This is a genomic window from Citrobacter sp. CK194 (assembly GCF_030333395.1).
Classification (GTDB): Bacteria; Pseudomonadota; Gammaproteobacteria; order Enterobacterales; family Enterobacteriaceae; genus Citrobacter_B; species Citrobacter_B koseri.
In genome coordinates, this window is sequence record NZ_JAOWGA010000003.1 from 50,219 (window position 1) to 74,470 (window position 24,252).

General features: G+C 55.4%; 24 protein-coding genes. 12 read left to right on the forward strand and 12 right to left on the reverse strand.

Annotated elements, in window-relative coordinates:
* Positions 1-89: 89 nt before the first annotated feature.
* The 5 genes from rhaM to rhaB all read right to left on the reverse strand — a co-directional run bounded on the left by rhaM (position 90) and on the right by rhaB (position 5,364).
* Positions 90-404 carry an L-rhamnose mutarotase gene (gene rhaM, locus OGX80_RS00250; protein WP_012133904.1) on the reverse strand — a complete coding sequence of 105 codons (315 nt, stop codon included), beginning with the start codon at positions 402-404 and terminating at the stop codon, positions 90-92.
* On the reverse strand, positions 401-1,549 hold the full coding sequence (gene fucO, locus OGX80_RS00255) for a lactaldehyde reductase (protein WP_058668376.1): 1,149 nt from the start codon (positions 1,547-1,549) through the stop codon (positions 401-403). The genes rhaM and fucO overlap by 4 nt, the downstream gene beginning before the upstream one ends.
* A 118-nt stretch (positions 1,550-1,667) precedes the next feature.
* On the reverse strand, positions 1,668-2,495 hold the full coding sequence (gene rhaD, locus OGX80_RS00260; RefSeq protein ID WP_115182258.1) for a rhamnulose-1-phosphate aldolase: 828 nt from the start codon (positions 2,493-2,495) through the stop codon (positions 1,668-1,670).
* A 143-nt stretch (positions 2,496-2,638) separates the two neighbouring features.
* A complete protein-coding gene (gene rhaA / locus OGX80_RS00265; protein ID WP_049009558.1) occupies positions 2,639-3,898 on the reverse strand; it encodes an L-rhamnose isomerase in 1,260 nt (419 codons plus the stop codon).
* Positions 3,895-5,364 carry a rhamnulokinase gene (gene rhaB / locus OGX80_RS00270; RefSeq protein ID WP_024130666.1) on the reverse strand — a complete coding sequence of 490 codons (1,470 nt, stop codon included), beginning with the start codon at positions 5,362-5,364 and terminating at the stop codon, positions 3,895-3,897. Before rhaB ends, rhaA begins: the two co-directional genes overlap by 4 nt.
* A gap of 300 nt (positions 5,365-5,664) precedes the next feature.
* On the opposite strand from rhaB, the gene rhaS reads away from it, so the two are divergent.
* Together rhaS and rhaR are read left to right on the forward strand one after the other, a co-directional pair.
* Positions 5,665-6,501: an HTH-type transcriptional activator RhaS gene (gene rhaS, locus OGX80_RS00275; protein WP_012133897.1), complete on the forward strand. Its 837-nt coding sequence runs from the start codon at positions 5,665-5,667 to the stop codon at positions 6,499-6,501.
* Positions 6,502-6,654: 153 nt separating this feature from the next.
* Entirely contained in the window at positions 6,655-7,503 is an 849-nt protein-coding gene (gene rhaR / locus OGX80_RS00280; RefSeq protein WP_115182257.1) for an HTH-type transcriptional activator RhaR, read from the forward strand.
* On the opposite strand, the gene rhaT is transcribed toward rhaR, so the two are convergent.
* Positions 7,500-8,534 (reverse strand): L-rhamnose/proton symporter RhaT, encoded by a 1,035-nt coding sequence (gene rhaT / locus OGX80_RS00285; protein ID WP_049009553.1) that lies wholly within the window; start codon positions 8,532-8,534, stop codon positions 7,500-7,502. The two genes, rhaR and rhaT, sit on opposite strands and share 4 nt — an antisense overlap.
* Positions 8,535-8,822: 288 nt before the next feature.
* Here rhaT and sodA point away from each other — a divergent pair, with 288 nt between their 5' ends.
* Positions 8,823-9,443, forward strand: a complete 621-nt coding sequence (gene sodA / locus OGX80_RS00290; RefSeq protein ID WP_115182256.1) for a superoxide dismutase [Mn] — start codon at positions 8,823-8,825, stop codon at positions 9,441-9,443.
* Positions 9,444-9,832: 389 nt separating this feature from the next.
* Positions 9,833-10,816 (forward strand): 2-keto-3-deoxygluconate transporter, encoded by a 984-nt coding sequence (gene kdgT / locus OGX80_RS00295; RefSeq protein ID WP_115182255.1) that lies wholly within the window; start codon positions 9,833-9,835, stop codon positions 10,814-10,816.
* Positions 10,817-10,868: 52 nt separating this feature from the next.
* On the opposite strand, the gene OGX80_RS00300 is transcribed toward kdgT, so the two are convergent.
* Complete coding sequence (locus tag OGX80_RS00300) at positions 10,869-11,759, reverse strand: dihydrodipicolinate synthase family protein (protein WP_024130663.1); 891 nt, start codon at positions 11,757-11,759, stop codon at positions 10,869-10,871.
* Positions 11,760-11,912: 153 nt separating this feature from the next.
* On the opposite strand from OGX80_RS00300, the gene yiiM reads away from it, so the two are divergent.
* Complete coding sequence (gene yiiM, locus OGX80_RS00305) at positions 11,913-12,584, forward strand: 6-hydroxyaminopurine reductase (protein ID WP_047459839.1); 672 nt, start codon at positions 11,913-11,915, stop codon at positions 12,582-12,584.
* 351 nt (positions 12,585-12,935) lie between these two features.
* Here yiiM and cpxA read toward each other — a convergent pair whose 3' ends face one another.
* Positions 12,936-14,309 (reverse strand): envelope stress sensor histidine kinase CpxA, encoded by a 1,374-nt coding sequence (cpxA, locus tag OGX80_RS00310; protein ID WP_012133887.1) that lies wholly within the window; start codon positions 14,307-14,309, stop codon positions 12,936-12,938.
* A complete protein-coding gene (gene cpxR, locus OGX80_RS00315; protein WP_012133886.1) occupies positions 14,306-15,004 on the reverse strand; it encodes an envelope stress response regulator transcription factor CpxR in 699 nt (232 codons plus the stop codon). The genes cpxA and cpxR overlap by 4 nt, the downstream gene beginning before the upstream one ends.
* 150 nt (positions 15,005-15,154) lie before the next feature.
* On the opposite strand from cpxR, the gene cpxP reads away from it, so the two are divergent.
* From cpxP to OGX80_RS00345, 6 genes are all read left to right on the forward strand, one after another.
* A complete protein-coding gene (cpxP, locus tag OGX80_RS00320; RefSeq protein ID WP_012133885.1) occupies positions 15,155-15,655 on the forward strand; it encodes a cell-envelope stress modulator CpxP in 501 nt (166 codons plus the stop codon).
* A gap of 148 nt (positions 15,656-15,803) precedes the next feature.
* A complete protein-coding gene (gene fieF, locus OGX80_RS00325; RefSeq protein ID WP_049011792.1) occupies positions 15,804-16,706 on the forward strand; it encodes a CDF family cation-efflux transporter FieF in 903 nt (300 codons plus the stop codon).
* A 190-nt stretch (positions 16,707-16,896) separates the two neighbouring features.
* Complete coding sequence (gene pfkA, locus OGX80_RS00330; RefSeq protein WP_012133883.1) at positions 16,897-17,859, forward strand: 6-phosphofructokinase; 963 nt, start codon at positions 16,897-16,899, stop codon at positions 17,857-17,859.
* Between the two features lie 207 nt (positions 17,860-18,066).
* A complete protein-coding gene (sbp, locus tag OGX80_RS00335) occupies positions 18,067-19,056 on the forward strand; it encodes a sulfate/thiosulfate ABC transporter substrate-binding protein Sbp (protein ID WP_012133881.1) in 990 nt (329 codons plus the stop codon).
* A gap of 103 nt (positions 19,057-19,159) precedes the next feature.
* Positions 19,160-19,909, forward strand: a complete 750-nt coding sequence (locus OGX80_RS00340) for a CDP-diacylglycerol diphosphatase (RefSeq protein WP_115182254.1) — start codon at positions 19,160-19,162, stop codon at positions 19,907-19,909.
* A 73-nt stretch (positions 19,910-19,982) separates the two neighbouring features.
* Positions 19,983-21,287: an SLC13 family permease gene (locus OGX80_RS00345; protein WP_012133878.1), complete on the forward strand. Its 1,305-nt coding sequence runs from the start codon at positions 19,983-19,985 to the stop codon at positions 21,285-21,287.
* Positions 21,288-21,370: 83 nt separating this feature from the next.
* On the opposite strand, the gene tpiA is transcribed toward OGX80_RS00345, so the two are convergent.
* Positions 21,371-22,138, reverse strand: a complete 768-nt coding sequence (gene tpiA, locus OGX80_RS00350) for a triose-phosphate isomerase (protein WP_024130662.1) — start codon at positions 22,136-22,138, stop codon at positions 21,371-21,373.
* A gap of 114 nt (positions 22,139-22,252) precedes the next feature.
* Positions 22,253-22,849, reverse strand: coding sequence for a YiiQ family protein (locus tag OGX80_RS00355; RefSeq protein ID WP_115182253.1), 597 nt, complete (start codon positions 22,847-22,849; stop codon positions 22,253-22,255).
* 100 nt (positions 22,850-22,949) lie between these two features.
* On the opposite strand from OGX80_RS00355, the gene OGX80_RS00360 reads away from it, so the two are divergent.
* Positions 22,950-23,396 (forward strand): DUF805 domain-containing protein, encoded by a 447-nt coding sequence (locus tag OGX80_RS00360; RefSeq protein ID WP_047459829.1) that lies wholly within the window; start codon positions 22,950-22,952, stop codon positions 23,394-23,396.
* Positions 23,397-23,471: 75 nt separating this feature from the next.
* Here OGX80_RS00360 and fpr read toward each other — a convergent pair whose 3' ends face one another.
* Complete coding sequence (fpr, locus tag OGX80_RS00365) at positions 23,472-24,218, reverse strand: ferredoxin--NADP(+) reductase (RefSeq protein ID WP_012133874.1); 747 nt, start codon at positions 24,216-24,218, stop codon at positions 23,472-23,474.
* Positions 24,219-24,252: the final 34 nt, after the last annotated feature.

Consider the following 24,252-nt stretch of genomic DNA (forward strand, 5'->3'; position numbering starts at 1 on the left):
CCTACAGGTAGCAAATGGCGCGAAACTGTAGGCCGGATAAGACGCGTTAGCGCCGCCATCCGGCGTTGAGTCATCCGGCTTCAGACAGCCTACGCCAGGTAAAACACTTCTTTCAGCTCTGCGCTCACCGGGCTGTTATCCGGGTTGGCAGGCATCACGTCGCGCATATGCTTCCACCAACGCTGGCACACGTCGGTACTGGCGATGGCATTCCAGCGCTCTTCCGATTCGATCTCGACGGTCGCGAACAACAGGTTGCGTTCTTTATCGAGGTAAATCGCATAGTGATGCGCGCCATGCGCTTTCAATACGCTCTCCAGCTCCGGCCAGATGGGATTATGGCGACGCTGATACTCCTCGTGTGCGTCGGCATTCACCTGCATCACAAACGCTTTGCGGATCATAGCGCCTCCAGATACAACTCGCGGACGTCATCGCGGCTGGCGGTGCGTGGATTGCACGGCGCGCACGGATCTGCCAGCGCTTTGTCCAGCCAGCCTTCAATATCGTCTTTCGTGACGCCCAGTGTGCTGAAACCTTCAGGAATGCCGACGCGTTTGCTCAATGCGCGAATTGCATTGATCGCTTCCATACTCGCCGCCTCAATGCTCATACCTTGAGTATCGACGCCCATCGCCTGGGCGACGCGGGCAAAACGCGCGACCGCGTTCGGGCGGTTAAAGTTCTCAATGATCGGCAGCAGGATGGCGTTACAGACGCCATGCGGCAGGTTGTGCGTGGCGCCTGGCTGATGCGCCAGCGCGTGTACCAGACCAAGACCAGCGCTGTTGAACGCCATACCTGCCAGATACTGGCCAAACGCCATTTGCTCACGCGCTTCGAGGTTGTGGCCGTCATCAACCGCTTTCGGCAGCCACAGATTAATCAGCCGAATGGCTTCCAGCGCGTTGGCGTCGGTAAGCGGGTGCGCGCCAACCGAGACATAGGCCTCAATGGCGTGGGTCAGCGCATCCATGCCGGTGGCGGCAGTGACGGATGGCGGGATGTCCAGCATAACGCTGGCGTCGTCCACCGCGATATCAGGGATGATATTCGGGTCGATGATGACCTCTTTGACCTGGCGCGCGGAGTCGATAATGACGGCATTGCTGGTCATTTCCGCTGCCGTACCGGCGGTGGTATTAATCGCCACCAGCGGAACGCCCGCGTTTTTGACTTTGCCGACGCCAGAATAGGCGGTAGAGGGGCCAGGGTTCGCCGTCAGAATTTTGACCGCTTTGGCGGTATCGATCGGGCTGCCGCCGCCGAAGGCGATGATGTAATCACACTGCGCGTCCTGATATGCCGCATACCCTTTTTGCACCAGTTCTTCAGTGGGGTTCGGGAAAACCTCGTCGAAAAGGTGGTACGACATCTGATGCGCGTCAAGCGCGGCAAACAGGCTGTCCAGCAGGCCCAGTTTTACCAGTTGCCCGTCAGTGACGACCAGCGCTTTACCCCATTGCTTGTTCGCGACGAGGTTAACCATATCGCCGATTGCGCCTGCGCCATGCAGGCTAATTTTGGGAAGTGCCAACATGAAGCTCATGAATATTCTCCTTAAGATTGACGCGTTACCCTATTGCCCGATGACGTTGCGCTTATCGGGCCTACGGCATAGGCCGGATAAGGCGAAGCCGCCATCCGGCATTGGATTGCGGGAAGAATCAGTACAACGCTAATGCACTGGCAAGCGGAGTCACGCCAAAGCGTCTGCCAAGCGCTACCAGTTCTTCACGCGTGATGGTTTGCTTCATACCGCCCATCGAATAGATTTTGACCAGCACCTCCGCAGACTTCTCGGCGGTATCGATCAGGCCGAATGTTTCATCCAGCGTCGGGCCGCTGCCGAACACGCCGTGGAAGGGCCACAGCACCAGCGAGTGCTTCTGCATTTCCTGCGCGGTGGCCTGACCGATCTCATCGGTGCCCGGCACCATCCACGGCAGAATGCCGACGCCGTCCGGGAACACCACCAGGCACTCGGTGCTGCCTTCCCACAGTTTGCGGGTGAAAAGCGGCGTGTTGTTTTCCAGCACGTAGGTCAGCGCGATCAGGTTGGTGGCGTGGCAATGCATAATCACGCGGTCTTTGCCGTCGGTGGCGTTAATGCGCTCGCAGTGGGAGAGGAAGTGAGCCGGCAGCTCGGAGGTTGGAACCGCCTCATGATTCAGCCCCCACAGAATGTGGTAGCCCGCGCCGTCGCTGTCCACTTTCACCACGCCTAAATTCGCTGCCGGATCGAGCTGCACGTTGCGGAAGAATTTGCCGGAGCCGGTGACGATAAACGGCGTGTTCGCCAGCAGCGGCATTGGCTGACTCAGCGCGATATAGCGTGGTTCCTGGTGGAAATCGTCGGTAAACGGCGCGATATCCGCCTCATCCAGACGCAGCGTCAGGTTGCCGCCGTTGCGTTCGTCCCAGCCCTTCAGCCAGGCGTCGGAGGTGGCTTTGATCATTCCCTGGACAAACCAGGAGTGGGTAATGTTCTGCATGTTCGGTGTTCCCATTTATTGCCCGAACGTTATCGGGTCTTACGTAGGCCGGATAAGCGCAGCGCCATCCGGCAATCGTGTTTCATTTATTGCCGGATGGCGACGCGGAACGTCTTATCCGGCCTACAAGTCAGGCGTCGCGGTTAGCTACGTTTGCTCAGAATCTCTTTTTCATAGGCACGGACGCTTTCCAGCCACTGGCTGCCGGCTGGCGTGTCGTGACGCTGGCAATACATTTCCCAGACGGCTTGCCACGGCAGGGATTTCTGCTCTTCCAGCAGCGCCAGGCGGGCGGTGTAATCGCCGCTGGCTTCTAACTGACGCAGCTGCCCGGTTGGTTCCAGCAGCGCGCGCAGCAGCGCTTTCTTCATATTGCGCGTGCCGATAACCCACGCGGCGATACGGTTGATGGAGGCATCGAAGAAATCGAGGCCGATATGCACGCGGTCAAACAGGTTATGACGCACGATTTCGCTGGCAATTGCCTGGGTTTCATCATCCAGCAGCACGACGTGGTCGCTGTCCCAGCGTACCGGGCGGCTGACGTGCAGCAGCAGGCGCGGCACATACAGCATGGCGGCGGAAATCTTGTCGGAAATCACTTCGGTCGGATGGAAGTGGCCCGCGTCGAGGCACAGCGCGGTCTGGCGGCTGGTGGCGTAGCCCATGTAGAACTCGTTGGAGCCGACGGTATAGCTTTCCGCGCCAATACCGAACAGTTTGCTTTCCACGGCGTCGATGTGATGCGCCGGATTCAGTTTTTCGCTGATCACCTCGTCCAGCGCCTCCAGTAGGCGTTGGCGCGGCGCTAAGCGGTCAACGGTGATGTCTTTCATGCCATCCGGGATCCAGATGTTCATCACCGACGGCGTGCCCAGTTGCTCACCGAAGTACGCGGATACACGGCGGCTGGCCTTGCAGTGGTCAATCCAGAACTGGCGAATGTTGTCGTCCGCGTGCGCCAGGGTAAAGCCGTCAGCGCTCAGCGGGTGAGAGAAGCAGGAGGGGTTGAAGTCCAGCCCTAACTGGTTCGCTTTTGCCCATTCCACCCAGTTTTTGAAGTGCTCCGGTTTGATCTGGTCGCGGGACACCGGTGTGTCAGACTCCAGATAGATTGCGTGTAAGTTCAGGCGTTTTGGCCCAGGAATCAGGCTTAGCGCCTGTTCCAGGTCGGCGCGCAGCTCGCTGGCGCTGCGCGCTTTACCGGGATAGTTACCGGTGGCCTGAATACCGCCGGTGAGCGATCCTTCCGGGTTTTCGAATCCGGCGACGTCATCGCCCTGCCAGCAGTGCATCGATACCGGCAGACGATCGAGCTGGCGTAACGCCTCCTCGACATCAATACCTACCGCAGCAAAACGTTGTTTCGCCAGTTCCCAGGCTTGTTCAAGTTGAGTGGTCATGCGCAAAGCTCCTTTGTCTGTCGTTTTGATTGAAACTGCGCAACGTGGCGGGCAATTTCACTGTCAGGATTTGGGGTAAAGGTCGTCAGGTCGTAGTTGGTTCTCACCACCTGACGGAAGTCGTCAACGTTGTTCAGTTCGTCCAGCGTCATGAGCTGGATGCCGATATTGCCGAGGGTGGAAGCCTCAATCGGCCCGGCCATCACGCGAATGCCGCAGGCATCCGCGCACAGCTGGTTCAGCAGGGCGTTCTGGCAACCTCCTCCAACGATGTGCAGCTGGCTAAAGGCTTCACCGCGCAGGTTCGCCAGCTCCTGCAACACATCGGCATACAGCAGCGCCAGACTGTCGAAAATGCAGCGTGCCAGTTCGGCGTTACGGGTGGGTTCCGGCTGGCCGGATTCACGGCAGGCCGCCTGAATCTCCGCGCTCATATCGGCGGGGTTGATAAAGCGATCGTCATTCGGGTTTATCAGGAAACGGCAGGCCGGAAGCGACTGGGTCTCGGCGATCAGCGCGGGCAGGTCGGTAATCTGGCGCTCTTTCAGTACGCGTTGAAGCAGCCAGAGCCCCATGATGTTTTTCAGCACCCGGTAGCGGCCTTCTGCGCCGCCTTCATTGGTGATGTTCGCCGCCAGCGCCACGTCATCGGTGTAAGGCGTTCTGCTCTCGAAGCCCATCAACGACCAGGTGCCGGAAGAGAGATAAGCGCTGTTTTTATCGGCCAGCGGAGAGGCGATCACCGCGCTGGCGGTGTCGTGACTGGCGACGGCGACCACCGGAATCTGATTTTTCTGTGGGCAGATCCAGTAGCCGATCACGTTGCCCGGATGGGTAGGTCTGCCAAACCAGGCTTTGTTGGCGCCGGTCCAGTCCAGCAGGGCATCGTCCCAGTCATCGCTGTTGATATTGACGAGCTGCGTGGTGGTGGCGTTGGTGTATTCCCAGTTCATTTCGCCCGTCAGGCGGAAACTGAAATAGTCGGGGATCAGCAGGGCATGCGCCACCTGCGGGATAAGTTCAGGCTGTTGTTCAACCAGCGCGCGGAGCTGATACAACGTATTGAACGGCAGAAACTGAATGCCGCTGCGGCGATAGATATCATGCTTACCGAGCTGCGCCAGCGCCTGCTGCATCACCCCCGTGGTACGGTTGTCGCGATAAGATACGGGCAGACCGACGCGCTGGCCGTGCTTGTCGAGCAGCACATAGTCCACGCCCCAGGTATCAATGCCGATGCTGTCAATACGGATACCTTCATCGCAGACTTTCTCCAGTCCAAGGCGAATTTCATTTTCCAGGCTGTCGATATCCCAGGCGTCGAACCCGTCTGTTTTTTGCAAACAGTTCGCGAAGCGGTGGATTTCACGCAGCGTCAGGGCGTGTTGTTCACTGTCGTAACGCGCCAGCATTACGCGCCCACTGGATGCCCCGAGATCGACAGCGACACAATGGCGAAAAGTCATGGTGAAGTCCTTCTGAGTTTCATTGCACTCAGTCTAAGAACCCCCAGGAAGGCGTACCTTCCTGTTACTGACAGGTTAAATTGGCCGCTGGCAAGGAGGCAAAGGTGAACGTGATAGCGTTCACAATTTCCGTTTATCAGCGTGAATTGGCCGGATGTGACGGCGTCCGCATTTCCTGATCTTTCCCGTCCTTTCTTGAAAAAACGACCGGGTTTGCGCGCTTTGGCGTTAAAAATTTAAGGTGAGGGTAGTAACCCTTAATTACTATTTCTGACATGTTTCTCATATCAGGAAGCCATCATGACCGTACTGCATAGCGTGGATTTTTTTCCGTCAGGTAAAGCGCCCGTGGCCATTGAACCCCGGCTTCCTCAGTCTGCTTTTCCTGAACATCATCATGATTTTCACGAGATTGTGATTGTTGAACATGGCACTGGCATTCATGTGTTCAATGGGCAGCCCTACACCATTAGTGGCGGTACGGTCTGCTTTGTTCGCGATCATGACAGACATCTGTATGAACACACCGACAACCTGTGTCTGACGAATGTGCTCTATCGCTCGCCGGACGCGTTTCAGTTTCTGGCAGGGCTGAACCAGCTCTTGCCGCAGGAACAGGATGGGCAGTACCCGTCACACTGGCGCGTGAATCAGAGCGCGTTGCAGCAGGTGCGGCAACTGGTGGCGCAGATGGAAAACGCCGGAGACGAGATGGACACGCCTGCGGTCGCCAACCGTGAAATTCTGTTTATGCAGTTGCTGGTGCTGCTGCGTAAAAGCAGCCTGATGGAAGGGGCGGCCAATAACGATGCGCGGCTGAATCAGTTGCTGGCCTGGCTGGAGGATCATTTTGCTGAAGAGGTGTGCTGGGAATCGATAGCCGACAAGTTTTCGCTCTCGCTGCGCACGCTGCATCGTCAGCTCAAACAACAGACCGGCCTGACGCCGCAGCGCTATCTTAACCGTCTGCGGCTTATCAAGGCTCGCCATCTGCTGCGTCACAGTGATGAAAGCGTCACAGATATCGCGTATCGCTGCGGTTTTGGCGACAGTAACCATTTTTCGACGCTGTTTCGCCGGGAATTTGACTGGTCGCCCAGGGATATTCGCCAGGGGCGGGACGCATTGCTACAGTAACGCGAAAGCTATCACCGTTTTTTGTCGCCAATTTGCTGATAATCGTCCCCTTCAATGCCGGATGGCGGCTTCGTCTTATCCGGCCTACGGCGGCGATCTGTAGGCCAGAAAAACGTAGCGCCATCCGGCAAGCATTCAACGTGAGGTGCTGCGGTGGCAAATCAGTTAGTCCTTCTGAAAAAAGACTTTTTTGCGAATGACGGCCAGGCTGTCGCGGTTGCCGATCGCTATCCGCAAAATGTGTTCGCGGAACATACACACGAGTTTTGTGAACTGGTGTTGGTCTGGCGCGGCAACGGTTTGCATGTGCTCAACGATCGCCCTTACCGCATCACGCGCGGCGATCTGTTTTATATTCGCGCCGAGGACAGACACTCCTACACCTCCGTTAACGATTTGGTTTTGCAGAATATTATTTACTGCCCGGAGCGGTTGACCCTGAATCTTGGCTGGGAAAGCGCCATTCCGGGTTTTAACGACAGTGAACGGCGTCCGCACTGGCGGCTGGGCAGCGTGGGGATGAATCAGGCGCGGCAGGTTATCAGCCAGCTTGAACATGAGAGCAATCAGGGCGATCCGCTGGCGAATGAGATGGCGGAACTGCTATTTGGTCAGCTGGTGATGACGCTGAAAAGACACCGCTATGCCACCGATGATCTCCCGACCAGAGCGAGCGAAACGTTGCTGGATAAATTGATTACCGCGCTGGCCGGCAGCCTGGAGCGCCCCTTTGCGCTGGATGCGTTTTGCGACCAGGAGCAGTGCAGCGAGCGGGTGCTGCGACAGCAGTTTCGCTCACAGACCGGGATGACTATCAACCAGTATCTTCGCCAGATCCGCATCTGCCATGCGCAGTATTTGCTTCAGCACAGCCGCCTGATGATCAGTGAGATTTCAATGCAGTGCGGCTTTGAGGACAGTAACTACTTTTCGGTGGTGTTTACGCGGGAAACCGGGATGACGCCCAGCCAGTGGCGTCATCACAGTACGCAAAACGATTAGCTTGCCATTCCCATGCCGACGATGTTGGCGGCGATAATAATGACCACGCAACCCAGACTGAGAACGCTGACAGGACGACGACCCGCGTTTTTCCACTCTTTCAGCACCAGACCCACAATCCCACCACACAGCACGTAGAAGCTCATGTGCAGCATCCAGCTGATGTAGTCATACTGCGGCGGAATGCGAGCGTGGCCCCAGGCGTAGAAAAAGAACTGCAAATACCACATCAGGCCACCCAGCGCGGACAGCAGGATATTGGTGATGATCATCGATTTTGCCAGCGAGAAGTCGGCTTTTATCGACAAGTTTTTCACTTTTGCCAGACGAATGAAACAGAAGCCCAGGTTGATCAGCGCGCCGCCGCCCATGATGACCACGTAGCTTGGCAGAGCGACATACAGCGGATCGACGCCGAGCGCGGCGGCGGCTTCATGCATCGGTTTGGCGGCGTTCATTGCAAAGGACATCCCGGCGGAGAAAATACCGCACATCACTGCCAGCAGCAGACCTTTTTTCAGGTTAAACTCCTCGGCGGTGATCCCCATTTTGCGCTCTTTTAACTGCCCGGCGCGGGTGACGATGCCAACGCCGATCAGCGCCACCAGGACGCCCAGCAGCGTCATTCGTCCGCCTTCGGTATTGATCAGCACATCAAAGTTTCCATTGATGATGGGGGTCATCAGGGTGCCGACGATCAGCGTAATACCAATCGCGATGCCGATCCCCATCGACATGCCGAGATAGCGCATGGTCAGGCCGTAGTTAATATTACCGATGCCCCACATTGCGCCGAACAGAAATACGGGCAACAGGGTGGAGAGGTTGAAGGAACTGTAATAGGCCCAGAAATCCGGGAGCAGCAGGGCGCTGATGGTCCAGGGCAGGATAAGCCAGGAGACAATCCCACCGATTGACCACATGGTTTCCCAGGACCATTGTTTAACTTGTTTGAACGGGGCATAAAAACAGGCTGCACTGGCCGCACCTATCAAATGCCAAAAGATACCCATCGTAATCGCGTTACTCATGACTTAATCCTCATCGTTTTTATTGCCGGTGTGACCCTCCCGACCTGATGAGTGTAAAAATTGCGCAGTTGATTAACCTTTTGAGGATTGCCGACATTTCTTCCTTCCTGGCAACCAGCACGTTATACGGGTGATTTGGCTCACATATTCAAGAACATAATGAAAAGTTATATCCTTATTAAAACTACGGCATTGATAAGCATTTTCAATATCATTTAATTAACTATAATGAACCAACTGCTTACGCGGCATTAACACTTCAGCCGCTCGACAATAATGGAGATGATTATGAGTTATACACTGCCATCCCTGCCGTACGCTTATGATGCGCTGGAACCGCACTTCGATAAGCAGACGATGGAAATCCACCATACCAAACACCATCAAACTTATGTCAACAACGCTAACGCGGCGCTGGAAAACCTGCCTGAATTCGCGAACCTGCCGGTTGAAGAACTGATCACCAAACTGGATCAGCTTCCGGCGGACAAAAAAACCGTACTGCGCAATAACGCGGGCGGCCACGCTAACCACAGCCTGTTCTGGAAAGGCCTGAAAAAAGGCACCGCTTTGCAGGGCGACCTGAAAGCGGCTATCGAGCGTGATTTCGGTTCCGTTGATAACTTCAAAGCGGAGTTTGAAAAAGCGGCGGCAACGCGTTTCGGTTCCGGTTGGGCCTGGCTGGTGTTGCAGGGCGACAAACTGGCGGTTGTCTCTACCGCTAACCAGGACTCCCCGCTGATGGGCGAGGCTATTTCCGGCGCTTCCGGTTTCCCAATCCTGGGTCTGGACGTATGGGAACACGCTTACTACCTGAAATTCCAGAACCGTCGCCCGGACTACATCAAAGAGTTCTGGAACGTGGTGAACTGGGACGAAGCTGCTGCGCGTTTCGCGGCGAAAAAATAAGTCTTTTTGCCTGATGGCGCTGCGCTTATCAGGCCTACGAAGAGGATTTGTCGATTTGTAGGCCGGATAAGGTATTAGCCGCCATCCGGCACAGAGTTACAATTTGTAGGCCGGATAAGGCATTAGCCGCCATCCGGCATTGAATTCAGCCCCCGCAGGCATAACCTGCGGGGGCTTTCTTTTAGGCGCTTTTGGGCTTGCCTGGTGTGACTTACGTCAAATTAAAAACATCAATCCATAAAAAATGAAACATAGTTTTGTTATGTGGTTGGGATCACTTTTATTGTTCGAATGAATGTCTATCGTTTCTTCATCAACGCGGGTGTGCCTCAAAGTAAGGCGCATTCGCCCATAAAAATTGCCCGTTTTTATGTCTACAGGTGAAGGAAATGCAGATTAAACGCACGATAGAAAAAGTCCCGGGTGGCATGATGCTCGTTCCGTTGTTCCTCGGCGCGCTATGCCACACCTTCGCGCCAGGTGCAGGGAAATACTTCGGCTCATTCACAAACGGTATGATCACCGGTACGGTGCCGATTCTGGCGGTCTGGTTCTTTTGTATGGGCGCGTCGATCAAACTGAGCGCCACAGGCACCGTGCTGCGTAAATCCGGGACGCTGGTGGTGACCAAAATTGCGGTTGCCTGGGTGGTGGCCGCTATTGCGTCACGCGTTATCCCGGAACATGGGGTGGAAGCGGGCTTCTTCGCCGGGCTGTCGACGCTGGCGCTGGTGGCCTCTATGGACATGACCAACGGCGGGCTGTACGCCTCCATCATGCAGCAGTACGGCACCAAAGAAGAGGCTGGGGCATTTGTCCTGATGTCGCTGGAGTCAGGGCCGCTGATGACGATGGTTATTCTGGGAACCGCCGGGATTGCCTCGTTTGAACCGCATGTATTTGTGGGGGCGATATTGCCGTTCCTGATTGGTTTCGCGCTGGGGAATCTCGACCCGGAACTGCGGGAATTCTTCAGCAAAGCGGTACAGACGCTGATCCCGTTCTTCGCCTTCGCGCTGGGCAACACCATTGATTTGAGCGTGATTGCACAGACGGGCGTGCTGGGGATTCTACTGGGTGTGGCGGTCATTATTATCACCGGCATCCCGTTAATCATCGCTGACAAGTTTATCGGCGGCGGTGACGGTACGGCAGGTATTGCCGCCTCAAGTTCTGCTGGCGCCGCAGTAGCCACGCCCGTGCTGATCGCAGAGATGGTTCCGGCGTTTAAACCGATGGCGCCCGCCGCGACCTCGCTGGTTGCCACATCGGTTATCGTGACTTCGATTCTGGTGCCGATCATTACCTCAGTCTGGTCGCGGAAGGTGAAGGCCAGAGCGGCGGAAATCGATATTCGCGGTACGGTGAAATAAACCCGTTTTGCCGGATGACGGCTTATGCCTCATCCGGCGCTTCCGGTCAGAATTAACGGCCAAACACCTCATCAATTGTGCGACGCTCGTGCTCGTTCAGTTCTCCTCCCGCATTACGCGACACGCCGGTACAATAGCCGAACTTACGCGATACCACGGTTTTAATCGTGGTCACAAAATCCTCGCCAATCGCGTAAATGGACATAAACGTGCCGATTTTCTCCTGGATATCGCGCAACGTTTGCAAATCACCCTGCTTAAACGCCTCCCGCGCGCTGACAAACAGCTCCGGCATCACGTTGTTTAAGCCGGAAATAATGCCTGCGCCGCCCGCCAGCAGGTTGGGGATGTAATACTCGTCATAGCCGGAGAGCACGGCAAAATCGTCGCGTACCGCGCGGGTGGTCTGAATCATGCTGCGGGTATGGGACTGGCAGTCGACGGTATCTTTAATCCCGGCAAAATTCGGGAATTCGGCGGCAAGGGTCGCCACCAGATCCGGCGTTAAATCGCAGCCGGTGCGTGCCGGGAAATTGTAGGCAAACCATTTGCCGCTCAGGGCGTTACCAAGCTGGCGGAAGTAGCTCAGAAGCTGCTTCGACGTCTGCCCGTAGTAATACGGCGGCAGAATCATCACCGCATCGTACCCGACGCGGTACGCTTCCTGCGCCATAAGCAGGATGTCGCCGGTGCAGGTGGAGGAGACATTGGCAACCATCTTCAGCGAACTCATCGCGCGGGCCTCGCGGATCAGCATCAGCCGCTCTTCCAGCGTGAAAGACGCAAATTCGCCAATGCTGCCCATCAGCAAAATAACATCGATGTTGGCCTCGGTAAGACGTTTGAGATGCTGGCTCAGGCCGTTGAGATCGACTTTTCCGTCATTGTCCATCGGCGTAATGGAAGGACACCAGACGCCAGCAAACTGCGATTGTACTGTCACGTTGTTGACTCCTTATTATGAAATGGCGTTTCAAAATCACTTTAATTGATAGCACGTCTGCTGGCGCATCATGTGAACCCGGCTCTCATTTTGAGCGGCTGAGACAAAATAAATATGCTCTAATGAGGATTATTTGTCGGGAGAGGGAAGCTGATGCGATATCCGGTCGAGGTGTTTACGGGCAAAATTCAGGACTATGCGGGAAGTCGTCCCAGCGCCATTGCGAAAATCCAGGTTGATGGCGAGCTGATGCTTAGCGATCTGGGCCTTGCCGGTGATGAGCAGGCCGAGACGAAAATTCACGGCGGGCCCGATCGCGCGCTGTGCCATTATCCCCGTGAACACTATCTGCACTGGGCGCGTCAATTCCCGGCGCAGGCGGATCTGTTTGTCGCGCCCGCGTTTGGCGAAAACCTTTCGACCGACGGTCTGACTGAGCAAAATGTTTTTATCGGCGATATTTTTCAGTGGGGAGAGGCGCTGATTCAGGTGACTCAGCCACGTTCGCCGTGCTTTAAGCTCAACTTCCATTTCGGCATTAGCGATATGGCGACGCAAATGCAGAACGCCGGGAAAACCGGCTGGCTGTACAGCGTTATCGCGCCGGGGCAGGTATCGGCGGATGCGCCGTTAATTCTGGCGTCGCGCGTCAGCGATGTGAGCGTACAGGAGGCGATTGCGATAGCCTGGCATATGCCGTTCGACGACGACCAGTATCATCGGTTGCTGTCGGCAGCGGGGTTATCGAAAAGCTGGACCAGAACGATGCAGAAGCGCCGTTTGAGCGGCAAAATTGAAGATCAGTCACGACGTTTACGTGGATGATGTAATGCCCGATGGCGCTGCGCTTATCGGGCCTACAACGTGCGGTTTCCTGTAGGCCGGATAAGGCGTTCACGCCGCCATCCGGCGTAATGCCCGATGACGCTGCGCTTATCGGGCCTGCAACGTGCGGTTTTCGTAGGCCGGATAAGGCGTTTACGCCGCCATCCGGCGTAATGCCCGATGGTGCTGCGCTTATCGGGCCTACAACGTGCGGTTTCCGTAGGCCGGATAAGGCGTTTACGCCGCCATCCGGCGTAATGCCCGATGGCGCTACGCTTATCGAGCCTACAACGTGCGGTTTCTGTAGGCCGGATAAGGCGTTTACGCCGCCATCCGGCACCACAGCGAGACTTAAGAACGCTTATACAACGGCAGCCAGATCACCAGCCGTAAGCCGCCCAGCGGGCTGTCTTCGGCTTTCACCCAACCGCGATGCTGCTGGATCGCGGTCTCAACGATGGCCAGCCCCAACCCTGTTCCGCCGGACTCCCGATCGCGCGCTTCATCGGTACGATAAAACGGGCGGAAGATCTGTTCGCGGTCTTCAGGGCTAACGCCCGGGCCATCGTCATCAACCGTTATCGTAATGCCGTCTTTATCCACCGCGAAGCCGACTTCAATCTTCGTGTGCGAATAGCGCAGGGCGTTACGGACAATGTTCTCCAGCGCGCTTTCCAGGGTGCTAGGGTTGCCGTATAACGGCCACGGCCCCGGCGGGAAGTTTACCGTTAACGATTTGCCCATCTGCTCGGCTTCGAAGGCGGCGTTATCCAGCACGTCTCCCCACAGATGATTGGCTTTCATCGTTTCGCTGACCAGCGCGTTTTTCTGTTGATTACGCGACATCACCAGCAGGTCGTTGATCATGCTGTCCAGCCGCTGCGCTTCGGTCTCGATGCGCTCCAGCTCTTTACTCTCGCCGCTACGGCGACGCAGCAGCGCGGTGCCCAGTTGCAGACGCGTAAGCGGAGTACGTAGCTCGTGCGAGATATCCGACAGCAGACGCTGCTGCGTGGTCATCATACGTTCCAGCGCGGTCACCATCTGGTTAAAGCTGGCGCCAGCCGCAAGAAATTCCTGCGGGCCTGCTTCCAGTTCTGGATGTTGTCGCAGATTACCCTGAGCCACTTCGTCCGCCGCGTTTTTCAACTTACGCGCCGGTTTCGCCAGGCTCCAGGCCAGCCAAAGCAACAGAGGCGAACTGACCAGCATGGTGACGATCAGCAACAAGAGCGGGCGGTCAAACAGCAGATTAATAAAATCGGATTGGGAACTGCTGGCCGGTCGAATCAGATAAAGCTGGTAGTTATCTTCCCCGTCTCTGACAGAGAACGGGCCTACCATCTCAACGCGGCCATATTTCTTCTTCTGCGGATGATCGGCGTTATCCGCCTGACCAATAAAGTTACGAATGATCTGCATTTCGCTGCGTTCTGCGCCGATCACGCGTCCTTCAGTGGTCACAAGCAATAACCGCTGTCCTGGCGGCGCCCACTTGTCGATCGCACGGAACAGGCGACGCCACCACATTAAATCGTTGGGTGGATCGTTCGCGAGTTCAGCTTCTACATGTTGCTCAATCATCAACCCCTGGCGCTGTTCGCTGTCCAGTAGCTCGGTCATCTGGCGTGAGTCGAGCTTGGGTAACATCAATACCAACATCAGCACCAGCGCCAGCGTCAACCAGAAGATGGCAAAGATGCGCGCGGTTAAACTGCCTATCATGAAGCGGAAACCATCAAATAACCGCGACCACGCAGGGTTTTAAACCACGGGTGCCCGTCTTTACGCTCCGGCAGCTTACGACGCAGGTTGGAGATATGCATGTCGATCGCGCGGTCAAACGGCGTCAGGCGTTTACCCAGCACTTCCTGGCTCAAATGTTCACGCGAAACCACCTGGCCGAGATGCTGTGCCAGCAGATAGAGCAGGGTAAATTCGGTGCCGGTTAACTCCAGGGTTTGACCATCGAAGCTGGCCTCCTGGCGACCCGGATTGAGGCTTAACGCATCCACTTCCAGCGTCGGCGAGCCGTTGTCGTTGTTCTGCTGCTGTTCGCTCCAGTGCGAGCGGCGCAGAATCGCACGGATACGCGCGACCAGTTCGCGGTCGTTAAACGGTTTAGGTAAATAATCATCCGCGCCCAGCTCAAGGCCGAGTACGCGATCCAGTTCGCTGCCGCGCGCGGTCAGCATAATGACAGGGGTCTGGTGTGTCTGGCGAAGCGCTTTCAACGTATCAATACCGTTTTTCTTCGGCATCATGACATCGAGCAAAAGTAAATCAATGCTGTCGTCCAGAAGCTCAAGCGCCTGCTCCCCGTCATGGGCAACCAGCACATTGAAGCCTTCCATTTCGAGCAGCTCCTTTAACAGGGAAGTTAGCTCTCGGTCATCATCAACTAACAGGATTTTATTCATTGTTTAAGTACCTCCGAGGCAGAAATTACGTCATCAGGCGTCGCTAATCCATGACTTTACGTTGTTTTACACCCCCTGACGCATGTTTGCAGCCCGAATCGTAAACTGTCTCTCGTTGAATCGCGACAGAAAAGATTTTGGGAGCAAGTGATGCGCAAAGTTACCGCTGCCGTCATGGCCTCAACGCTGGCACTCAGTCCTTTAAGCCACGCTGCTGAAGTCGTTACAGGCGATAACTGGCATCAAGGTGAAGGACTTACGCAGCGCAGTACGCAGAGCCATATGTTCGACGGCATAAGTTTAACCGAACATCAGCGTCAACAGATGCGAGATCTGATGCAGCAGGCAAGACACGAACAGCCTCCTGTTAATGTTAGCGAAATGGAGACAATGCATCGCCTTGTCATCGCAGAAAAATTTGATGAAAACGCTGTGCGTGCTCAGGCAGAAAAAATGGCGCAAGAACAGGTTGCCCGCCAGGTCGAAATGGCCAGGGTTCGCAACCAGATGTATCGCCTGTTAACGCCGGAGCAGCAAGCGGTTTTAAATGAGAAGCATCAACAACGAATGGAGCAACTGCGCGATGTGGCGCAATGGCAAAACGGCTCCTCGTTGAAGTTATTGAGTAGTAGCAACTCACGTTCCCAGTAACAAACCCTGTTTTCCTTGCCATAGACACCATCCCTGTCTTCCCCTCCATGATGGAGGGGTTTTTTTTGTCCAAAATTTGTCATCCGGTTATTGCCTTACTGTTTTACTCCATCCGTTATACTACCGGCATGGAAAGGCAGGAGTGTTTATGAATCAAACCTATGGGCGACTGGTCAGCCGGGCGGCAATTGCCGCGACAGTGATGGCGTCACTGTTACTTTTGATCAAAATTTTTGCGTGGTGGTACACCGGGTCGGTGAGTATTCTGGCTGCGTTGGTTGACTCGCTGGTGGATATTGCCGCGTCGCTGACTAACCTGTTAGTGGTGCGCTATTCGCTGCAACCGGCGGATGATGAACACACCTTTGGACACGGCAAAGCAGAGTCGCTGGCGGCGCTGGCGCAGAGCATGTTTATTTCCGGCTCGGCGCTGTTTCTGTTTTTGACCGGTATTCAGCATCTGATTACCCCTACGCCAATGAACGAACCGGGCGTCGGGGTCGTGGTGACGCTTATCGCCCTGGTTTGTACGATCATTCTGGTCACGTTTCAGCGTTGGGTTGTGCGCAAGACGCAAAGTCAGGCAGTACGGGCAGATATGCTTCATTATCAGTCTGATGTTATGATGAACGGAGCGATTCTCGTTGCGCTTGGGCTGGCCTGGTATGGCTGGCATCGCGCGGACGCCTTGTTTGCGTTGGGAATCGGCATCTATATTCTATACAGCGCACTACGTATGGGGTATGAGGCAGTGCAGTCGTTACTGGATCGCGCGCTGCCCGATGAGGAACGTCAGGAAATTATTGATATCGTGACATCGTGGCCTGGCGTCAACGGTGCTCACGATCTTCGCACGCGGCAGTCAGGGCCGACCCGCTTTATTCAGATTCATTTGGAAATGGAAGATAATCTGCCGCTCGTTCAGGCGCATCTGGTGGCTGAACAGGTAGAGCAGGCGATTTTGCGGCGTTTTCCGGGTTCGGATGTCATTATCCACCAGGACCCCTGTTCAGTCGTACCCAGGGAAGGCAAGAGGTTTGAGCTTTCGTAATTCGTTGTAAAAAAGTGAGCAAGGCCAGCATTTTGTGTATAAATTACCGCCGTTTGGCCTGACCTGAATCAATTCAGCAGGAAGCGGTTGTTATACTATCTGCATATTCGTTGGATCGTCCCGATGTGCAGTAACAGTATCGGCTTCCGGCAACAGATTTCATTTTGCATTCCAAAGTTCAGAGGTAGTCATGATTAAGAAAATCGGTGTGTTGACAAGCGGCGGTGATGCGCCTGGCATGAACGCAGCAATCCGTGGTGTTGTACGCGCAGCGTTGACGGAAGGACTGGAAGTAATGGGTATTTATGATGGCTACCTGGGTCTGTATGAAGACCGTATGGTTCAGCTCGACCGTTACAGCGTGTCCGACATGATCAACCGTGGCGGTACTTTCCTCGGTTCCGCGCGCTTCCCGGAATTTCGCGATGAAAATGTTCGCGCAGTGGCTATCGAAAACCTGAAAAAACGTGGCATCGACGCGCTGGTTGTTATCGGCGGTGACGGTTCCTATATGGGTGCAAAACGTCTGACTGAAATGGGCTTCCCGTGCATCGGTCTGCCGGGCACGATCGACAACGACATCAAAGGCACTGACTACACCATCGGTTATTTCACCGCGCTGGGTACGGTAGTGGAAGCGATTGACCGTCTGCGTGACACCTCTTCCTCTCACCAGCGTATTTCCATCGTTGAAGTGATGGGGCGTTACTGCGGCGACCTGACCCTGGCGGCGGCTATCGCTGGGGGCTGTGAGTTTGTTGTGGTGCCGGAAGTGGAATTCAGCCGTGACGATCTGGTTGCGGAAATCAAAGCGGGCATCGCGAAAGGTAAAAAACACGCGATTGTCGCGATCACCGAACATATGTGTGACGTTGATGAACTGGCGCACTACATCGAGAAAGAGACTGGCCGTGAAACGCGTGCGACCGTACTGGGTCACATCCAGCGTGGCGGCTCTCCGGTGCCTTACGACCGTATTCTGGCTTCCCGTATGGGCTCATATGCCATTGAACTGCTGCTGGAAGGTTTTGGCGGACGTTGTGTGGGCATCCAGAACGAACAACTGGTTCACCATGACATCATCGACGCTATCGAAAACATGAAGCGTCCGTTCAAAGGTGACTGGCTGGATTGCGCTAAAAAGCTGTACTGATCGTTGTGTGTATTGTGCCGGGTGGCGACTTCGCCTTACCCGGCCTACAACAGTACGGCCTGTAGGCCGGATAAGGCGCTAGCCAGCATCCGGCAATATCCTTCATTTATTCCCTCAAGTTATAGCCAATCTTTTTTTATTCTTTAATGTTTGGATTCCTTTCTGGCACGCTTTACTCATCACAACACTACATAAGAGAGCTGGGCGATGAATAAATGGGGCGTGGGGTTAACATTATTGCTGGCATCGACCAGCGTTCTGGCGAAGGATATTCAGTTACTTAACGTGTCTTACGATCCAACGCGCGAGCTGTACGATCAGTACAACAAAGCGTTTAGCGCGCACTGGAAACAAGAAACGGGCGACAACGTGGTGATCCGTCAGTCACATGGCGGTTCCGGTAAGCAGGCGACGTCAGTCATTAACGGTATTGAGGCCGATGTGGTGACGCTGGCGCTGGCTTATGACGTTGATGCCATTGCAGAGCGCGGCCGTATCGACAAAAACTGGATCAAACGTCTGCCGGACAACTCCGCGCCGTACACGTCCACCATCGTTTTCCTGGTGCGTAAAGGCAATCCGAAGCAAATCCATGACTGGAACGACCTGGTAAAACCGGGCGTGTCGGTGATTACGCCGAACCCGAAAAGCTCTGGCGGCGCACGCTGGAACTATCTGGCTGCGTGGGGATACGCCCTGCACCACAACAACAACGATCAGGCCAAAGCGCAGGACTTCGTAAAAGCGTTATTTAAGAACGTGGAAGTGCTGGACTCTGGCGCGCGCGGTTCAACCAACACTTTTGTTGAGCGTGGGATTGGCGACGTGCTGATCGCCTGGGAGAACGAAGCGCTGTTGGCGACGAACGAACTGGGCAAAGATAAATTCGAAATCGTGACGCCGAGCGAATCAATTCTCGCAGAACCGACCGTCTCCGTGGTGGATAAAGTCGTGGAGAAAAAAGGGACGCAAGCCGTGGCGGAAGCCTATCTGAAGTATCTCTACTCGCCGGAAGGGCAGGAAATTGCGGCGAAAAACTTCTATCGCCCACGCGACCCTGAAGTGGCGAAGAAATATGAAAATGCATTTCCGAAGCTGAAACTCTTCACCATTGACGAGGAGTTTGGCGGGTGGACGAAAGCGCAGAAAGAGCATTTCTCTAATGGCGGTACGTTCGACCAAATCAGCAAACGCTAATGTAAATTGCTTTTCCTGCCCGGTGGCATCGTGCGACCGGGCTTTTTTATTTGTCATCATTTTGCGTTACTCTTGCACGTCAATAAGAGACAGGGAATGAGTAATGAAAAAAACAGGTTATTTTTTGCTGGCGGTTGTGATTGTTGCCGCCGTCGCGGGCATTGGCTACTGGAAGCTGGCCGCTAATCCGAACGCATTGCGGGATATTGTTCTGCAACAATGCGTACCGAACCAATTGCAACAGCAAAATCCTGCGCCATGCGCTGAAGTGAAACCGGATGCCGGGTATGTCGTGTTTAAAGATCGTAATGGCCCGTTGCAGTATCTGTTGATGCCGACGTACCGCATCAACGGTACGGAAAGCCCGCTGCTGGTGGAGTCCTACACGCCGAACTTCTTCTGGCTAGCCTGGCAGGCGCGCAGCTTTATGAGCCAAAAGTACGGCAAAGATATTCCAGACAGCGCCATTTCGCTGGCGATTAACTCACGCTCCGGGCGGACGCAAAACCACTTTCATATCCACATCTCCTGCCTGCGCCCTGATGTGCGAGCGCAACTGGATGATAATCTGGCGAAAGTGAGTACCCGCTGGCTGCCGCTGCCGGGCGGATTGCGTGGGAATGAATATCTGGCGCGTCGGGTGACGGAAAGCGAGCTGGCGCAACGCAGCCCGTTCATGATGCTGGCGGAAGAGGTGCCGGATGCGCGTGAGCACATGGGCAGCTATGCGCTGGCGGTGGTGCGCCAGAGCGACGACTCTTTTGTTTTGCTGGCGACGCAGCGCAACCTGCTGGCGTTTAACCTCGCTTCCGCTGAGGAAATTCAGGATCATCAATGTGAGATTTTGCAGTAACCCCACCTAATCTGGCGTTTACTCCACCTGCCTGTCTCCGTATTCTTGTTGAAAAAAACAACAGGAGACAGGCATGTCGCTCTGGCTTACACACCCTCTGTTCATTCCTTCGCTGGTGGTCGGCGTGACCATTCTGCTCTGGGCAACCTCGCTGTTGCCGGAGTTTATTACCGCGCTGCTGTTCTTTACCGTGGCGATGGTGGCGAAGATCGCGCCACCGGACGTCATTTTTGGCGGTTTTGCCTCGTCGGCTTTCTGGCTGGTCTTTAGCGGTTTTGTGCTGGGGGTGGCGATTCGCAAAACAGGGCTGGCAGACAGGGCGGCGCGCGCCTTATCCGCCAGACTGACCGACTCATGGCCGCTGATGGTGGCGAGCGTGGTGCTGCTCAGCTATGCGCTGGCGTTTGTGATGCCGTCCAATATGGGGCGTATCGCGCTGCTGATGCCCATTGTCGCGGCGATGGCGAAACGTGCCGGGATTGCCGATGGCACGCGCGCCTGGTACGGACTGGCGCTTGCGGTGGGCTTTGGAACCTTCCAGCTCTCCGCGACCATCCTGCCTGCTAACGTACCTAACCTGGTGATGAGCGGGGCGGCGGAAGGCTCGTATGGCATCCACCTGAACTATCTGCCGTATCTTCTGCTGCATACGCCTGTTCTGGGCTGGTTGAAAGGCGCGCTGTTAATCGTCCTGATTTGTTGGCTGTTTCCCGGTAAACCGCATGCGCCTCGCGACCTGACGCCGCCTGCGCCGATGAGCCGTGCGGAGAAACGGCTGGCGTGGATGCTGGCGGTGGTGCTGGCGATGTGGGTCAGCGAAAGCTGGCATGGTATTGGCCCGGCGTGGACCGGGCTGGCGGCGGCGGTGATCACGCTGTTGCCGCGCGTGGGGTTTATCAACGGGGAAGAGTTTTCCAGCGGCGTGAATATCCGCACCTGTATTTATGTGGCAGGCATTCTGGGGCTGGCGATCACCGTGACGCAAACCGGCATTGGCAATGCGGTGGGCGAGGCGCTGCTGCATGTCATGCCGCTGGACCCGGAAAAGCCCTTCACCAGTTTCCTGGCGCTGACCGGCATTACCACCGCGCTGAATTTTATTATGACGGCGAACGGCGTTCCGGCGCTGTATACCACGCTGGCGCAGAGTTTTTCCGACGCAACCGGTTTTCCACTGCTGTCGGTGATCATGATTCAGGTATTGGGATACTCCACGCCGCTGCTGCCGTATCAGGCATCGCCGATTGTGGTGGCGATGGCATTAGGGAAAGTCCCGGCAAAACCAGGCATGACGCTGTGTCTGGCACTGGCGCTGGCAACGTATCTGGTGCTGTTGCCGCTGGATTACGTGTGGTTTAGTTTACTGGGGCGTTTGTAAAAAAAAGCCCGGTGGCGTTAACGCTTACCGGGCCTGTGATTTTGTAGGGCGGGTAAGCGCACGCGCCACCCGCCACAACAGCATTAAGCTTGTTTAGCCGCTTCCGCTGCTTTAACGATCACCGCGAACGCGTCAGCTTTCAGGGAAGCACCGCCAACCAGCGCGCCGTCGATGTCCGGCTGAGCGAACAGTTCTGCCGCGTTAGCTGCGTTTACGGAACCGCCGTACTGGATGATCACTTGCTCAGCGATTTTCGCGTCAGCTTTGGCGATGTGGTCACGGATGAATTTGTGAACAGCCTGCGCCTGCGCCGGAGTGGCGGATTTGCCAGTACCGATCGCCCATACAGGTTCGTAAGCGATAACCACGCCTTCAAATGCCGCAGCGCCCTGAGTTTTCAGTACCGCGTCGATCTGACGAGCACAGACTTCTTCAGTTTTGCCGGCTTCGTTTTCTGCTTCGGTTTCACCGATGCACAGAACCGGAGTCAGACCCTGCTCTTTCAGCACAGCGAATTTCTTTGCGATCAGCTCGTCAGACTCTTTGTGGTAAGTACGACGCTCAGAGTGGCCGATGATGATGTACTGCGCGCCGATATCCTTCAGCATTTCAGCAGAAGTTTCACCGGTGAATGCGCCAGACAGGTTCAGGTCAACGTTCTGCGCGCCCAGAATGATGTGGCTACCGGCAGCGGCGTGTTTCGCCATGTCGATATACATTTCCGGCGGTGCAATCGCAACTGCACAGCCAGCAACGCCAGCCAGTTCTTTACGCAGGTTAGCCACCAGCTCGTTTACCATGTGGCGGCTGCCGTTCAGTTTCCAGTTACCCATCACTAAAGGATGTCGCATTTCATTTCTCCACGCTTTGTCAGCGAATTAAGGAAGATGGCCGCCCTTCAGGGACGGCATGGTCTGTGAAACAGTATAGAGATCCCTCCCTCGAAAGGCTTTGCTTTTTGTCACTTAATTCAGCCCTTCCAGATTCTCCGATAGCGCTAGCTTAATCGGTTCAACAGCGAAGGTCAGCCCTTTTTCCCCGTTGTCTGCGACAACATAGCGAATCGCGCCTTCCGTTTCGGCGTAGTAGTGCTTATTCTTGCCCGCTGTGAGTAATTTTTGCAGTTTTTGCTGGCTTTGCTCTTTTGTCAGAAGCGGGGCGACGGTGCGGATCACCGCCGCCATGTATTCCTGCGCTTTGGCTTTGGCGGTTTTTTGCTCGGGCCCCTGAATGGGAAGCCAGGTAATCTGCATACTTTTGATTTTTAACGTACCGCGCTCCAGCGCCGTTGAGGCGTACAGATTTTCATTGATCTTGCTGGCGGCGCGGGTCAGGTTCGCCCTGTCGCGGCTGCTGTCGATAGCACGAAATTCGTTCAGTGGAAGCCGGGGATTTTGCTGATTAAAGTTTTCGCGAAACTGGCTGATGGAGAGATCAAACGTCGGCGCGCCAGCCAGCAGGTAGGGCGCGGTCGTCGCAGACGGCGATGCCTCCGCCAGCACCGTTGTGCTCGCAGTTATGGCGGAAAACAATAATAAAAACAGTGTACACCCTGGCTTCATCAATCTTACCTTTCGTTAGGACTGCTCACGATTAAAACGATAACTGTCGGGCTTGTCAAAAGGGTAAACTGACAGCGAAGGCAATAATAAAGGAACTTACATGACCATACAGCAGTGGTTATTCTCATTTAAAGGGCGTATTGGACGCCGTGATTTCTGGATCTGGCTCGGTCTCTGGTTTGTCGGCATGCTGGTGCTGTTTTCGCTGGCGAGCAAGAATTTACTCGATATCCAGACGGCGGCATTTTGTCTGGTGTGTCTGCTCTGGCCCACGGCGGCGGTCACGGTTAAGCGTCTGCATGACCGGGGGCGCTCCGGTCTGTGGGCGTTATTGATGATTCTGGCGTGGATGCTGCTGGCCGGAAATTGGATGATGTTGCCGGGAATGTGGCAGTGGGTCGTGGGGCGCTTTGTCCCGACGCTCATTCTGGTCATGATGTTTATCGATCTGGGGGCGTTTGTCGGCACTCAGGGCGAGAATAAGTTCGGCAAAGAAACGCAGGATGTGAAGTTTAAAGCAGAGCCTCAGGCAGGCGATAAACCGTAGGCCGGATAAGGCATTTATGCCGCTATCCGGCAGAGCGCCCGGTGGCGCTGGCGCTTACCGGGCCTGCGACCGTGCTTACCAGTAGTGCTCAGCGGTCATGTGCCCAGGACGACGACGCAGGTGTTTGGTCATGTGCCGGGTCTCCTTCAGCAGCTGTTGCGTATCGCGCACCATCTGTGGATTTCCACACAGCATCACATGGCTGGTCTCGGTGTCCATCGGTAAACCGACCGCCGCTTCCAGCGCGCCGCTTTCAATCAGCGCGGGGACGCGCCCGGTAAGCGAGCCTGCGATGGTTTCCCGACTGACGACAGTTTGAATGCGCAGCTTGCCTTCGTAGCGCTTTTGCAATTCCAGCATTAACGGCAGGTAACTTAAATCAGCGGCGTAACGCGCGGCATGCACCAGTACCAGGTTGTTAAAGCGCTCCAGGTCTTTACCGAGTTGCAGAATCGACAAATAAGGGCCAATGGCCGTTCCGGTCGCCAGCATCCACAGGGTGTCGCAGTCAGGCACTTCATCCAGAACAAAGAACCCCGCCGCTTCACTCACCACCTGTACTTCATCGCCAGGTTTAAGCGCCGCCAGACGTGGGCTGAGTTTGCCTTCGGGAACCGTCACCAGGTAAAACTCTAAATCGGGATTATCGGGCGCATTCACATAGGAATAGGCGCGTTGTACGCGTTCGCCATCGATCTCCAGTCCGAGCTTGGTAAACTGGCCTGCGGTGAAGGGATGAACGGGGGCGTGAACGGTCAGACTAAACAGGGCGTCGGTCCAGTACTGTACCTTCGTGACTTTTCCTGTTACCCAATCTGCCATGATCTTCTCCTGTCTGCTGCAATACCCTTATCTT